Origin of the sequence: Corallococcus sp. AB018 (assembly GCF_003986945.1) — a bacterium.
Lineage (GTDB): Bacteria > Myxococcota > Myxococcia > Myxococcales > Myxococcaceae > Corallococcus > Corallococcus exiguus.
The window spans coordinates 1-13,611 of record NZ_RAWR01000116.1 but is presented as its reverse complement, the minus strand read 5'-3'; the positions used below and the strand labels follow the sequence as shown (position 1 = coordinate 13,611).

11 protein-coding genes and 1 pseudogene are annotated in these 13,611 nt (G+C 67.1%); 7 read left to right on the top strand and 5 right to left on the bottom strand.

Features of this window, described 5'->3' with window-relative positions; all coding sequences use genetic code 11:
* Positions 1-71: 71 nt before the first annotated feature.
* The gene (locus D7Y11_RS23970) at positions 72-737 is read right to left on the bottom strand and encodes an SRPBCC family protein (protein ID WP_126934886.1); all 666 of its coding nucleotides are present in this window, start codon (positions 735-737) and stop codon (positions 72-74) included.
* A 156-nt stretch (positions 738-893) separates the two neighbouring features.
* Here D7Y11_RS23970 and D7Y11_RS45210 point away from each other — a divergent pair, with 156 nt between their 5' ends.
* The 6 genes from D7Y11_RS45210 (at position 894) to D7Y11_RS23940 (ending at position 9,276) form a co-directional block, all read left to right on the top strand.
* Positions 894-2,285: a Tox-REase-5 domain-containing protein gene (locus D7Y11_RS45210; RefSeq protein ID WP_126934885.1), complete on the top strand. Its 1,392-nt coding sequence runs from the start codon at positions 894-896 to the stop codon at positions 2,283-2,285.
* A gap of 15 nt (positions 2,286-2,300) precedes the next feature.
* A complete protein-coding gene (locus D7Y11_RS23960; RefSeq protein WP_121754254.1) occupies positions 2,301-2,996 on the top strand; it encodes an immunity 52 family protein in 696 nt (231 codons plus the stop codon).
* On the top strand, positions 2,996-3,952 hold the full coding sequence (locus D7Y11_RS23955; RefSeq protein WP_126934884.1) for a WD40 repeat domain-containing protein: 957 nt from the start codon (positions 2,996-2,998) through the stop codon (positions 3,950-3,952). Before D7Y11_RS23960 ends, D7Y11_RS23955 begins: the two co-directional genes overlap by 1 nt.
* A 28-nt stretch (positions 3,953-3,980) precedes the next feature.
* A complete protein-coding gene (locus tag D7Y11_RS23950) occupies positions 3,981-6,506 on the top strand; it encodes a PQQ-dependent sugar dehydrogenase (protein WP_158641991.1) in 2,526 nt (841 codons plus the stop codon).
* A 195-nt stretch (positions 6,507-6,701) separates the two neighbouring features.
* Positions 6,702-8,561, top strand: coding sequence for a PQQ-dependent sugar dehydrogenase (locus D7Y11_RS23945; RefSeq protein WP_158629110.1), 1,860 nt, complete (start codon positions 6,702-6,704; stop codon positions 8,559-8,561).
* Positions 8,562-8,628: 67 nt separating this feature from the next.
* A complete protein-coding gene (locus tag D7Y11_RS23940; protein ID WP_171425713.1) occupies positions 8,629-9,276 on the top strand; it encodes a cysteine hydrolase family protein in 648 nt (215 codons plus the stop codon).
* A 30-nt stretch (positions 9,277-9,306) separates the two neighbouring features.
* Here D7Y11_RS23940 and D7Y11_RS23935 read toward each other — a convergent pair whose 3' ends face one another.
* The 4 genes from D7Y11_RS23935 to D7Y11_RS23925 form a co-directional block, all read right to left on the bottom strand.
* Positions 9,307-9,849 (bottom strand): hypothetical protein, encoded by a 543-nt coding sequence (locus tag D7Y11_RS23935; protein WP_121754261.1) that lies wholly within the window; start codon positions 9,847-9,849, stop codon positions 9,307-9,309.
* Positions 9,850-9,933: 84 nt separating this feature from the next.
* Positions 9,934-11,991 carry a cation:proton antiporter gene (locus tag D7Y11_RS23930; RefSeq protein WP_120577638.1) on the bottom strand — a complete coding sequence of 686 codons (2,058 nt, stop codon included), beginning with the start codon at positions 11,989-11,991 and terminating at the stop codon, positions 9,934-9,936.
* An 86-nt stretch (positions 11,992-12,077) separates the two neighbouring features.
* A complete protein-coding gene (locus D7Y11_RS43390) occupies positions 12,078-12,239 on the bottom strand; it encodes a hypothetical protein (protein ID WP_158624430.1) in 162 nt (53 codons plus the stop codon).
* Between the two features lie 153 nt (positions 12,240-12,392).
* The gene (locus tag D7Y11_RS23925; RefSeq protein WP_126934882.1) at positions 12,393-12,872 is read right to left on the bottom strand and encodes a hypothetical protein; all 480 of its coding nucleotides are present in this window, start codon (positions 12,870-12,872) and stop codon (positions 12,393-12,395) included.
* A 219-nt stretch (positions 12,873-13,091) separates the two neighbouring features.
* On the opposite strand from D7Y11_RS23925, the pseudogene D7Y11_RS23920 reads away from it, so the two are divergent.
* Positions 13,092-13,611, top strand: a pseudogene (locus D7Y11_RS23920) (energy transducer TonB); the annotation flags it as partial.

The window sequence follows — 13,611 nt, the reverse complement described above, 5'->3', positions numbered from 1 at the left end:
GCCGTGAACAAGAAGGCCCCTCGGGCCTGGGAGGCGCGAGGGGCCGTTGGCCACGAGGTGGTGGCCGTGGACTACGGAGTGGGCGTGGCGACGGCGGGCGTGCCTGCCGCGGGCGCGGCAGCGGCGGCAGCGGCTGCGGCTGCGGCCTCCTCGGCGGCCTTGGCCTCGGCGACCTTGCGGGCGGCTTCGGCCTCCGCGCGCTTCGTGGCCTCGGCCTGGGTGGCGGTCTTCATGCTGGCGAGGCCTTTCTCGAAGTCCTTGCCGATCATCTGGTCCATGTCCATGACGAGGCACATCGCCTTGCTCATGAAGTTGTGGTTGCCGGCCATGGTCCAGGTGACGGTGGTGCCGTCGTCGGCGGGCTTGAACGTGAAGGTGGTGATGCTGCTGTCTTCGAAGGGCTTGATGAACTCCAGCTTGATGCGGACGGCCGCGTTGGCGGTGGCCTCCAGGATGGTCATGCGGCCCTCACCCACGTCGTTGTTGCCCACCCACCCATAGGTGGCGCCAACGCCCGACTCCGCGCCGCCAAAGGTCTTCTTCATGCTCGGGTCGAGGTTGTCCCAGGGGGACCACTGGTTCCACTGGTGGAAGTCATTGACCAGACCGAACGCGATGTCGGGCGTACCCGCCACCGTGGTTGTGCGCGTGACGGTGTAGGAATCGGGGCGGGTGGCGATGAAGCCTGCGAGCAGCACGAGCGCGGCAACGACGCCAATGGCAATCTTCTTGAGCATGGTGTTCCTTGAAAAGGGTCCCCTGGACGGGGAGGCCGCGTCTTAGGCCGCCGGATCGCTCCGACTCAAGCCCCCCAGCGCGCGGCCTGGCTTGACGCAGCGTGAGGCGCGAGTCGTTGGGGGCCCACCATTGTACCGGCGGTCTAGAGTGGGCCCATGCGCCTGGCGGTCATCGCGGTACTCGTGGCTCTGTTCTGCAGTGGCTGTGCCGGGGTGGAGGCTGCCTCCGGAAGAGGAAGCACGCAGTTCCTCCGGCCGGATGCGTTCGAGGAGGTGCTGATTCACGCCGGGCTGGAGGATGTGGACGAGCTGCCCACTCGCCGCAATCCCTTTACACCCGAGGACGCAGTGGGAGTGCTCGAACGGCTGACGGAGACACCCGTGACGTTGGGCTCCTTCCCTCCGCGGATGGCCGCGGGCTTCCTGATGCGCGAGGTGCTGGCGGACGGCGACGTGTCGCGTGAGGAGCTGGCGCGGCGGGTGGAACGCTTCGCCCGCGAGCAGGTGGCGGTGCTTCGGCCGGACGGATATCTCGCCTGGGCGCTGGATGGCAGGACGCAACAGAAGGTTTCGGAGGTGAAGTGGAGGGACGGAGCCTTCCGCGCAGGGAACTTCGAGTTGGGCCGCTTTTACAGCGGCCGTGGCGGAGTCTTCCGCCATGTCGACGCGCAGCTGCGCGCCGTGGACCCGAGACCCCTGGCCGAGGTGTACGACGACGCGGATGTCATCAGCCGCTCACTGGATGGCGCCGAGGACGCCTTCGTGGAGCTGTACCACGCGTTGGGTCAGCTGTTGTCGCGCCCGACGGACAGCATCGCTGGGCTGCGAAACCTGCCGGCGGGGATCGTGGCCCTCATCACGAACTCTCCCGCCTATTGGGAACGATTCCAGCACATGACGCGCGGCGAGCAGATCCGCGAGACCGCACGGCTGACGACGAATGTCGTCGCACTGTGGGGAACGGCCTCTGCAACGACGCGCTCGCTGAAGGGGCTGGCCGTGGGCGCGGAGGTCTCCGCGCCGATGCTCTCACTGTCCGCGGAGGGCGCGCTGATGCTGGACCTCGTCTCGGTCCCAGTGGGACGCGCGACGACGGTCTTGAGTGGAGCTCCTGGGGCGGCCGTCATCCTGTTGAAGTCGAATGCCCCAGGCGGTGGGGCTTCCTCTTCCGGTGGACCGGGGAAGTGGCGGCCCGCGACCGAGCACATGGAGGATGCGGCCCGGAAGTACCAGTCCCAGATCACCAACGCCGCGGAGGGACTGGTCTACGAAGTCGACAGCGTCAAGTTCGACGGGTTCACCAATGGCGTGTTGCTGGAGGCCAAAGGCCCGGGCTATGAGAAGTTCCTCGAGATGGCCGTGGAGCAGGGCGGATGGCTCGAGGGATTCACGGACATGGTCCGACAGGCGAAGCGACAGCAGCGCGTTGCCCGTGGAGTTCCCCTGGAATGGCACTTCGCGGAGCGCAAGGTCGCGGACTACGTACGAGCGCTTTTCAAGAGAAACGGTCTGGGGCGGATTCCCGTCCACTTCACTTCTCCGCGCTGAACGTCTTCACGGCTGATGACTGAAACCTACTACGCAGGGGTGTACTGGCCCGGAAGGCCCGAGCCGCTGGAGACCCATGCTCGGCGGGCCGAAGCCCTGTTCCAGCGGTTGGCTTCCACAGACCCGATCCTCGCGAATTGGTACGAGCAGGCCCGCTCCCGGGAGCCGGCGCTCAACAGCCGGATCAGTCCAGATGCCCTTTCGCTTCAGCAACTGCTCAAGAAGACGAAGTACCAGATAGGCGAAGGCGAAATCTCCTTCGCCGCCTGGAACGGGAGTGCTGACGACAGCAGCGTCGTCAACTTCTCCTGCGGGGCTCCGGTGCCGGGTGCCGTGGACCTTTGCGTTTGGACCCCCTCTGCGCCAAGGCTCCTCTCCCAGCAGAGAGCGTCCCTGGTGCTGAAGGCGATGGTGCTGGCCTGGGAGCCTGAATGGGGCATCGTCACTTCCGACGCGCACCGGGACTCGGTGTCTGAGTCAGGCGACGCAGGCACGTTCATCGGATGGATGACGTACTTCTCCCGGGACCGAGGTCCGGTGCCGCATCTTCCCGGCCCCGTGCGAGTCGAACCCGTTGAGGACCGAGGCACCCTCGTCATCCTGACCCCGGAACGATTCACGCTGACCAGGCCGGATCATGTCGCGCTCGCGGAAGAGGTGCGGGACCAGTTGCAACGGGTCGGGTTGCTGGAACCGCTTGGAGCGTCTTGATGCTGACCCCTGACACCGCGAAACACTTGTCCCTGCTGCGGACGCTGGGGGAGCCGGAGCTGTCGCCGTACACACGGTGGCAGTGGCTGGGGTGGGATGCGTCGTCGCGTTATCTGCTGTCCGTCCAGAAGCAGGGCGGGACACCGTTGCGCTGGTGGGACCTGCACTCGGAAGAGACGACTCCGCTCTTCGCGCACTCCGTTTCCCGCTGCGTGGCCGCGTGGTTCCTCCCTGGCTCCCAGCGCCTCCTGTCCGTGACGGTTCGCGGCACCCTCCGGACCTGGTCCGTCACCGACGGCACGCTGCTGTCCTCGGTGGAGACCGGTGGTTCCGTCTCCAGCGCGTGTCTGTCCTCGGACGGAACCCGCCTGCTGCTCACCGCCGGCCAGGGGCGTGTCATGCTCTGGGACCTGGAGCGCAACTGGCTCGTGTGGCGGCTGGAGGATCCTGCCTACCTCTATGGCTGCGCGCTGTCGCCGGATGGCCGGTTCGCGGCCGCGGGCGCCGCCGAGGAGCAGGAGGGCGCCGCGACGCGCGGTTCCGTTCGCCTCTGGGATGCGAGAACCGGCAAGCCCGTGGGGACCCGTGCGCTCGATGCCCAGTGGATCTGGAACGTGGCGTTCACGCCGTCTGGAGAGTCGCTGGTCGCCTCGAATACCGGTGGCCAGTTGTTCTTCCTGGGCCTCCCCGGACTGGCAACGCTTCGGACCCTCGAGGCTCCAGGCTCCGGTGCGCTGCAGATGGAGTTCAACTCCGATGGCTCTCTACTGGCTGCGAGCGCGGACACGAGCGCGTTCGTGGTCATCGATGTCCGCGAGGGCCGGGACGTCTTCGCCTATTCGGACCTGGATGACATGCAGGGCAGCACCGCGAACTTCTCCCCCGACGGACGCTTCGTGAGCTGGGGCATGGACGACGGCAAGGTAGGCATCTGGGGCGTGAAGCCCAGACCCTGAGGAAGGGATGGATGGTAGCGTGTCTGCCATGCGTTCAGTCTATTCCTTGGTGTTTCTTGCATGTCTTGCGGCCTTCACCGCCCAGGCCCAGGTCTATATTCCTACCCCCAATGGCGCCTATGGCGTCGAAGTCGCGAAGTTCATCGAGACACAGGAGATTGAGAATGCATCCGGACTGGTCTGGGCTCCGGACGGTTCCAACCGCCTGTTCGTGGTGATCAAGGGAGGGAAGGTCCGGATCATCCAGAACGGCGCGCTCCAGCCTACGCCATTCATCGATGAGCAGGTGGCAACGGATGGAGAGCAGGGCCTGCAAAGCCTTGCCTTCGATCCGGACTTCGCGACCAACCGCTACGTCTACGTCTTCGCCAGTCAGCCGAACATCGACGTAGGGGGTGTCACCCGCTACATGGCGCAGATTCTGCGGTTCACGGAGGCTGGCGGTGTGGGTGTCAACCGGACCGTCATCGTGGACAACATCCCGCAAAACAAGAGCCACAATGGCGGAGGTCTGGCCTTCGGTCCGGATGGGCTCCTGTATTTTGGAGTGGGGGATGGAGACATCTACGCAGGGACCAATGATGACCTGTCCCTGATGTCGTCGAAGATCCTCCGCGTCCACAAGGACGGAAGCATTCCCACGGACAACCCCTTCTACGATGACTGGGGGCCGAACAACGATCTCATCTGGGCCCGAGGCTTCCGCAATCCCTTCCGGATCCGCTTCCAGCCTGGAACCGGGAAGCTTTGGGCCAACGTTGCCGGGAACATCGCCGAGCAGATCTTCAGCGTGGGGCGGGGTGACCATGCGGGCTGGTGGCAGTATGAGAACAACCAGCCCCAGGGATTCCTGTCGCCACTCGTCGCCTATACGCCAGGGCTGTGGGACGTGTACTCCTTCACGTCGACAGGAGCCGTGCGCAAGGGCGGGGTCGCGACCTTCACCGTGGAGGGCACCTATCCGGTCTCCTCTCTGCGCAAGGGCAAGAAGGTCCATCTGCGGGATGTGGCAGACCCCAGCTTCAATGGAGTCGGCTACATCACCGGCTTTCCGACGCCCCTGTCGTTCACGGTGGATCAGCCCGGTCCGGATGCGGTGAGCGGTGGCGGTGGCCTGCAGACAGACCAGATGGGCGATGCCGTGGTCGGTGGTGTGTTCTACGCAGGCTCACGATTTTCCTCCGAGTACCAGGGCGATTACTTCTTCGCCGACTTCGGTGGGTACCTCCACCGGGTGGACCTGGGAGCGGATGGCTCCGTGAAAAAGGTGGAGCTCGTGGTGAACTACGTCCACGAGTCGAATTTCACCGACGTCGCGGTGGGACCGGATGGCGCGCTGTATGTCTCATCCTTCTACAGCACGATCTTCCGGATCACTCCGCTGCCCGTGGGCCAGGGCGTGATCGTCTCCACTCAAGATCTGGTCGTCCCCGAAGGAGGGTCGAAGACCCTCATGGTCTCCCTGGCCATGCCTCCCACGACCCCGACGTATGTGGCCCTCGTGAGGCGTGAAGAGGACTCGGACATCCGGGTGTCCGCCGGGCAGCCAATGCTCTTCGACGCGACCAACTGGAGCGTCCCGCAGTTCGTCACCCTCAGCGCGGCCCATGACGCGGACTCGGAGGTCGACCACGCCACGTTCTTCGTCACCATGGACCAGGGCTTTCCGGCTGGCGTTCCCGGCGTGGAGATCCACGTGCGCACCGAGGAGGATGAAGTCCAGGCGCTCAAGCTCTCCACCACGTCATTCGATCTGGATGAGGGAATGGGCGGCACCTTCACCGTCGGCCTGACCTACGTGCCTACGTCTCCCGTGACGGTCACCGTGTCCCGCACTTCGGGGAGCGCGGATGTGACCGTCACCGGCGGCGCCTCCCTGACCTTCACGCCCGAGGACGGAACTGCGGCGAAGACCGTCACGGTGGCGACCGCGCGCGACACGGACAGCGAGGACGACGTGGCCTTGTTGACGGTGTCGTCTCCGGGACTCACCTCGCGGGTGGTCAACGTCATCGCCAGGGACGTGGCTGGAGTGCCTACCATCACCTCCGCGCCCGTGACGCAGGCGACCGTGGGGAAGCCCTATGCGTACACGGTCACGGCGTTCGGGAAGCCCGAGCCGCTGCTGACGCTGGTGCAGGGGCCGCAAGGCATGACGCTGGACCCGGTCAGCGGACGGCTGTCCTGGACGCCCGCGACCGAAGCGACCGTGACCGTCTCCGTGCGCGCCAGCAATGGACAGCTTCCGGATGCAGTCCAGACGTTCCAGCTCCAGGTCCGAGCGTCAGGAATCCCCGACGCCGGCACCGATGCGGGCAGCGTCGTGGATGCTGGCGCCCAGACGGATGCCGGGGCCAATACGGATGCGGGGACCGGAACGGACGGTGGCTCCGTCGCGGACGCGGGCACCCAGCAGGATGGCGGCACGGTGACGGGCCCCAAGGAGGATGAATCCGGCGGATGCAGTGCTGGCGCCACCGCGCTTCCGGGTGTCCTGGGCGGGTGGTTGCTCGCGGGTCTTCTGTGGAGGCCTCGCCGCGCCCGGCGGAGCTGAATCCAGAACTGGAAGGAAAAGACTGACGGACAGACGGGAAGGCACGCTAGCGTGCTCGATATGCGATCCATTGCCGCCTGGCTTGCCCTGGCATTGCTGACTGCCTTCCCCGTCTATTCCCAACCTGTCGAGACTGCTCGTGACCTTGAGATCATCGATAACTGGGTGATCTTCAGCGACAACGATGCCACCCGGATGGGATGGGTTCCGGACGGCTCTGGCCGCCTGTTCGTGACGACGATGAGGGGAAAGGTCCTCGTCGTGGTGAACGGGGTGTTGCAGCCCACCCCCTTCATCTCCGAGTCGTTCACCCAGGGGCACGATCAGCAAGGCCTCCTGGGCATGGCCTTCGATCCGGACTTCGCGAACAACCACTACGTCTATTTCTTCGCGGCGATGCCGGGCTACACGTTGCAGATCTTCCGGTACACCGACGTCGGTGGCGTCGGCGTGAATCGCACCGTCATCGTGGACGGGCTCCAGGCGGGAGTGCTCGACTACGACGGCGGCGGCATGACCTTCGGTCCGGATGGCATGCTGTACTTCGGGGTGGGAAATCTCCACGGCAGCCGGGGCGAAGATGTCTTGACGAGCGCGGCGGGAAAGATCCACCGCGTGCGCCCGGATGGCACCGTGCCTACCGACAACCCCTTCTACGATGGACCGGGCCCCAACGTGGACAGCATCTGGGCGCAGGGCTTCTGCAATCTCTACGGGTTGGTCTTCCAGCCGGGAACCGGCCGCCTGTGGGCCAATGCCTCAAGTCCGGAGAATCTTCAGATCTTCAGCGTGAGTCCGGGCGATCATGGAGGGTGGCCCCACTACAACTACAGGCGCCCCGCGGGCTACCTTTCGCCCGTTTATTCATACATCCCCGCCAACTTTGATGACTCTCCGCTCACGTCGACAGGTGCGGTGCGGCAGAACGGCGTTGCGACCTTCACGCTGCTGGGCGACTCCGTGGATTCCTATTGGTACCGCAAAGGGACGCGGATCCTGATTCGGGATGTGGAGGAGCCCAGCTTCAACGGTGATTTCTATGTCACGGGGCATCCGTCTCCGCAGTCATTTACCGTGGATCAGCCTGAGCCGGATGCGGTGAGCGGCGGTGGTCAGCTCAGGCGATGGCCCCAGGGCGAGTTCGTCATGGGAGGCATGTTCTATACAGGGACGCGCTTCCCCACGAGCTACTCCGGCAACTACTTGTACACGGACTTCCGCGGAATGCTTCATCGGATCCGGTTCGCGGCGGACGGCTCCATGGCCAATGAAGACGTCATCATGAACTATGAGACAGGCGGCGGCTTCGTCGACGTGAACGAGGGACCGGACGGGGCGCTGTACGTGCTGAGCTATTACGGCGGAATCAACCGGATCACTCCGGTGCCAGGAGGCCAGGCCTTGATCGTGTCGCCGTCGGACCTCGTCATCCCGGAGGGCGGAACCCAGACGGTCATGGTGTCCCTGGCGATGCCTCCCGCCGTGGACGTCTGGGTCAAGGTGGCAGTGCAGGGTGGCGATGGCGACCTCTCCGTGGTGGACGGCGCCTCGCTTCGGTTCACGATCGAGAACTGGAGCGTTCCCCAATTCGTGACGCTGGGCGCGGCGCAGGACGCGGATGCGGACGTCGAACATGCGTCCTTCACGTTCACGCCGACGCAGGACTTCCCCGTGGTCACCGTCCATGCCCGCACGGAAGAGGACGAAGTGCCGGAGGAGCCTGCCAATGACGGCGGCGTCGACGGCGGACCGGAAATGGATGCGGGAACCCTCGAGGATGCCGGGACTGTCGAAGACGCGGGAACCCTCGAGGATGCGGGAACTATCGAAGACGCGGGGGCCATCGAGGATGCAGGGACCGTGGAGGATGCGGGAACCCTGGTGGACGCCGGAGCAGTCGTGGACGCAGGCTCCGCGAAGGATGGCGGCACGATGCCCGTGCACATGGAGGATGAATCCGGCGGGTGCAGTGCCGGCGCCAGCGCGCTCCCAGGCGTCCTGGCCTGGTGGCTGCTCTCCGGGCTCGTGTGGAGGCCCCGCCGGTCCCGGCGGTAACCCTCCGCGCGCGGCACCTGGGTGTTCGGCCACAGGATGATTAGCGTTTCGCCACGGGGAGGTGGACGTGGCGAAACCGCGCCAGGCGGTCCGGAAGCAGACGCGCACGCCGCATGAGCGGCGGCATGACACCGCGCTGCTCATCATCGACGTCATCAACGACCTGGAGTTCCCGGGCGGGGAGAACGTCCTGCCCTGGGCGCTGCGCATGGTGGAGCGCCTGGGCCCCTTCGCCGAAAGGATGCGCAAGGCGGGCGTCCCGGTCATCTACGTCAACGACAACTTCGACCTGTGGCGCAGCAGCTTCACGGACGTCTACAAACACTGCACCCGGAAGGACAGCCGGGGCCAGCGGGTCGCCCGCGCGCTCAAGCCCCGGCCGGACGACTACTTCATCCTCAAGCCCAAGCACTCGGCCTTCTTCGCCACGTCGCTGGTGCCCCTGCTGGAGCATCTGGGCACGAAGAAGCTGCTGCTCGCGGGCATCGCCACCAACCTGTGCGTCTTCTTCAGCGCCCACGACGCGCACATGCATGAGTACAAGATCACCGTGCTCAGCGACTGCTGCTGCGCGGAGAGCGACAAGGACCACGACCTGGCCCTGGATCAGCTCCAGCGCTTCCTGCGGGTACGCGTCTGCCGGGGGGACGAAGTACACCTGCAACCTCGCTCGCGCCGCCGCGCCACGCGAAAGCCCCCGCCAGAATGGAAGTGACGGGGGCCGCCTGACACGGTGAAGGTCGGCTCAGACGTCCTTGTCGTCATCATCGTCGTCGTCGAGGATGTGGCACTTGCCGGCATCCTCGTCGAGCGCCTTGCCGATGAACTCCTTCACCAGGTCGTCGCCGTTGAAGACCAGGGACAAGGAGTTCTGCTCCCCGCCCACGTCCTCTTTCTTGTCCAGGACGAGCTTGCCGCCCAGCGCCGTCGCGTTCCCGTCGACGTGCGCGCCCGCGGGCACCCGCACCTCGCCGCCGATGGACACCACGTCGCCCTTCACCTTGGCACCGGGCTCCAGGATGACGCGGCCCCGGATGGCGGCCACGTCGTTGTCCACCACCGCGCCCTTCTTCACGATGACGTCGCCATCCACGGCGACCGCGTCCTTGATCTTCTCCCCGGGCTCGATGACCAGGTTCGTCCCCTGGACCGCCTTGCTCCCGTCCTTGACGTTGACGCAGATGGTCTTGGCGGGAGCCTTGGCCGGCTTCTTCGCCGGCTCCGCCGCCAGGGCAGGCAAGGCCAGCGAGCAGGCGAGCAACAGGGTGGGCAGGAACGGGCGGCGCATGGCGGGAACCTCCGGAACGCGGAAGGGGAGCGGCATGCCCTTGCTACGGACGGCCGCGTCCCCCATTGCATCCGGTGCCCTGCCTCAGCCGAGCACGCCCTTCGCCGCGTCGATGGCCTCATGAGTCCCCGCGAGCGCGAGGATGTCACCCGCGCGCAGCACCTCCTGCGCGGTGGGCACCAGCACGCCTGCTTCGCCCCGCCGGATGGCCAGCACCGTCGCCCCCGTCATGCCGCGCAGGTTGAGCTCCGCCAGGGTCCGGCCCACCGCCGCGCTGGACTCGCCGAGCGCCACCGACTCCGGTTCGCCAATGCCGGGCAGCATCTGACGCACGCCGTGCAGCACGTCCTGTGACGGCTCGTCCTCGTCGCCCTTGGCGTGGGACTGGGCCGCGAGCGCCTCCACGATGACCTGCGCGCCCGCTCGCATGTGTCCCTGCAGGTTCGTGGCGCTCTTCCAGAAGGCGAAGCCCATCACGCCCAGGGACACCAGCAGCACCACCGCGCCCGGCACGCCGGGAATGAACGGTTGGGTGATGGCCAGCACCGGCACGCCCACCATGAAGACGCTGGCCAACTGGAGCGCCACCACCAGCACCCGCCGAGGCGCCGCCGCCAGGTCCACCCTGCCGTTGGCGGCCGCCGGTAGCGCGCCCTCCGCCAGCACCACGCCCAGCCGCCGCCCCATCCGCACGATGCCCACGCAGAAGGGCAGGGCCAGCGCCGTGGACAGGCCGATGACGATCCACGGCGTCATCGTCTTGCCCCAGCCCATGCGCTCGTCGATGAACTCCGTCACCTGGGGCAGCAGCACCGACGTGCCAATGACGATGATGGTGATGAACGCCGCGTCCAGGAGCATCAGGAGCGCCATGCGCCGCACGCGCGCGCCCACCGTCTTCTGGCGCGGCGACGTGCGCAGGTTCTCCACCCAGCTGCCGTACAGCGACGCGAACGTCTGCAGCGGCGCCGGCAGCTTGCGGTCCACCCAGTTGGCGATGGGACCGGACGCGCGGATGAGCCATGGCGTCGTCAACGTGGTGATGGCGGACACGGCCACCGCCACCGGGTAGAGGAACGTGCCCGTGGCCTTCAGGGACAGGCCCAGGCCCGCGATGATGAAGGAGAACTCGCCAATCTGGGACAGGCTCAGGCCCGCCTGCACGGACGTGCGCGTACCGTTGCCCGTGAAGAACGCACCCAGCGACACGCTGAGGATCTTCCCCACGACGACCACACCGGTGAGCACCGCGATGGCCGCCCAGTGCTCGCGGATGAGCGCCGGGTCGATGAGCATGCCCACCGACACGAAGAACACCGCGCCGAACAGGTCTCGCACCGGCTGCACCAGGTGTTCAATCTCCTTGCCCTCGCCGGACTCCGCCACCAGCGAGCCCGCAAGGAACGCGCCCAGCGCCACCGAGTAGCCGAACGTCTGCGCCAGCAGCGCGCCCGCGAAGCAGATGCCCACGCTGCTGACGAGCGTCGTCTCCGGCCGCTGGAGCTTCGTGATGTAGCGCATCAACCGGGGCACGACGAACAAGCCAATGCCGACCAGCCCCACGAGGAACGCGGCCAGCTTGCCCACCGTCAGCGCCAGGTCCCAGGCGGACAGGCCCGAGCCGGTGGACACCGCGGTGAGCATGGCCATCAGCAGGATGCCGATGAGGTCCTCCACGATGAGGATGCCCACCACGATGCCGCGCAGCGCACCCCGGATGTTCTGCTCGTCGAACGCCTTGGCGATGATGGTGGTGCTGGAGATGGCGATGCAGCAGCCGGTGAAAAGGCTCTCCAGCATCGTCCAGCCGAAGGCGCGGCCAACGATGAAGCCCAGCCACACCATCACGCTGCACTGGATGACGGCGGTGAGCCCCGCGGTGGGCCCCACCTGGAACAGCCGCCGCAGGCTGAACTCCAGCCCCAGGGAGAACATCAGCAGGATGACGCCCATCTCCGACAGCGTCTGCACGATGCCCGGGTCCGCCACCAGCGGAATGGGGACGTGCGGTCCGATGATGAAGCCCGCGAGGATGTAGCCCAGCACCACCGGCTGGCGCAGGCGCTGGAAGAGGACCGTGGTGACCGCCGCGACACAAAGGACGGTGGCGAGGGCTTGGAGGAACGCGTGGGCGTCGTGCATGGGGGCGCCTCTGGAGGTGATGGGCTCGCGATGAGCGGCCCCGCCCGTGCTGCGCGGGGCCGGATCCACAGGAAGTTAGGGCGGAATCAGCTGCATCGCTCGAGGGCAATGGCCCCGGCGATGATGAGCACACACAGCAGTCCGCTCCACAACAGGCGCGCGCCCTGCCACTGATCGTGGGTGGAGCCGCCCTGCTGGGTCTGCTGCGACGGGGGTGAGGTGGGCTCGGGGGAAGGGGATGAAGACATGGAGGAAGGTCTCGCGCGGCCGCGAAGGGCGCACCGCGTGCTGGAAGGTTTGTGTCGTGGGAGCGGCCTGCCCGCCGGGTTCCCAGAGGACACACCGGGGGGCGGAAGCGGACGCGGGCCCGCGAACGAAAGAGGAGGCACGAAAGAAACCGCTCAGCCCTGGCCGGGCGGACCCTGCGCCGGGCAGTTCACCATCCGGGGACGGTCCGCCAGCGGCGTGAGCCGGGAGGGCAGCGCCCGGGCAAGCAGGCCCTCGGCCAGCGCCAGCATCCGCGCGTCATGGCGCGCGAGGATCGCGCGCAGCGTGTCCGGCCGGGGCGTGAAGGGTGTCGGGGGGCGGAGGCCGGCGCCACCGCCATCCACCTGATCTCGCGAGCCCGCCCGCGGGGCGGCCACGTGCAAGCCATGCAGCAGCCCCGCTTCCTCCCACCCCAGCTTCGGGGTGGAAGGCGAGCGCGACACCCCATGCGTCCGGGACGCCGCGGCCTCCAGGTGGGCTCCGCGCGAGGACCTCGAGGGCAGCCCCACCATTCCCAGGAGCCCGGCCAGCACCGCCGCGCACACGGCCGCCGTCAGGGCGAACCTGCTCTCGCGGGGGGCTTCACGCCCGGTGTGGGGAAGGGCCGGCGTCATGGATGGGGGGGTTAAGCGTGTCGCACGGGATGCGACAGTCGGCCGACGACAGAAACGAGCCGACGGAAGGCCTTTATACGCAGCGGGGTCGTCACGCACCTCGGAAAATCGCGCCCTTGGCGACGAAACAGTCCGGTGGTGACGCACCGGGATGATTTCAGCATCGCTCCAGATTGACGTTGCCACCCGTCAGGGGATATCCCCTTCCGGCGACCGAAAATGCGAACCATTCTCAACTTCAACGACGGATTGGGTGCTGCCCCGACGCTGCCGCAAGCTGTGACCGCGCGTGCGGATGCGGCGCGGAGCCCGGTGGGGCTCTTCCAGTCCGCGACCGCGACGGCGGAGGCGGGATGGGGTCGCTGGAGCGGGGCCCTGTTGACCGCGACCGTGGCGCACGTATTGGCGGTGGCGGTGGGCGTGATGATGGTGTCGACCCGCCCGCCGCCCGAACTCAAGAAGCCGGAGCCGGAGCTGGTGCTGATGGCCTACGCGCCGCCTCCGCCGCCGTTGGGGGGGGGCGCGCCGAAGCAGGCGGCCCCGGAGCCCGTGAAGCCGGTGGTGCAGAAGCCGCGCCCGAAGCGGCAGGAACTGGTGGTGCCCGCGAAGGTTCCTGAGCCGGTGAAGGAGCAGGAGCCGGTGGTGGAGCAGGTGGAGACCCCGGCCGCGACGGAAGTCGCCGCGGTCGCGTCGCAGGCGCCCGCGGGGCCTGGCGTGCCGGACGGCGCGGTGGGGGGAG

Coding starts and splice junctions, on each gene's coding strand:
- D7Y11_RS23970 (WP_126934886.1), bottom strand. CDS start 737: ATGCTCAAGAAGATTGCCATTGGCGTCGTTGCCGCGCTCGTGCTGCTC.
- D7Y11_RS45210 (WP_126934885.1), top strand. CDS start 894: ATGCGCCTGGCGGTCATCGCGGTACTCGTGGCTCTGTTCTGCAGTGGC.
- D7Y11_RS23960 (WP_121754254.1), top strand. CDS start 2,301: ATGACTGAAACCTACTACGCAGGGGTGTACTGGCCCGGAAGGCCCGAG.
- D7Y11_RS23955 (WP_126934884.1), top strand. CDS start 2,996: ATGCTGACCCCTGACACCGCGAAACACTTGTCCCTGCTGCGGACGCTG.
- D7Y11_RS23950 (WP_158641991.1), top strand. CDS start 3,981: ATGCGTTCAGTCTATTCCTTGGTGTTTCTTGCATGTCTTGCGGCCTTC.
- D7Y11_RS23945 (WP_158629110.1), top strand. CDS start 6,702: ATGGGATGGGTTCCGGACGGCTCTGGCCGCCTGTTCGTGACGACGATG.
- D7Y11_RS23935 (WP_121754261.1), bottom strand. CDS start 9,849: ATGCGCCGCCCGTTCCTGCCCACCCTGTTGCTCGCCTGCTCGCTGGCC.
- D7Y11_RS23930 (WP_120577638.1), bottom strand. CDS start 11,991: ATGCACGACGCCCACGCGTTCCTCCAAGCCCTCGCCACCGTCCTTTGT.
- D7Y11_RS43390 (WP_158624430.1), bottom strand. CDS start 12,239: ATGTCTTCATCCCCTTCCCCCGAGCCCACCTCACCCCCGTCGCAGCAG.
- D7Y11_RS23925 (WP_126934882.1), bottom strand. CDS start 12,872: ATGACGCCGGCCCTTCCCCACACCGGGCGTGAAGCCCCCCGCGAGAGC.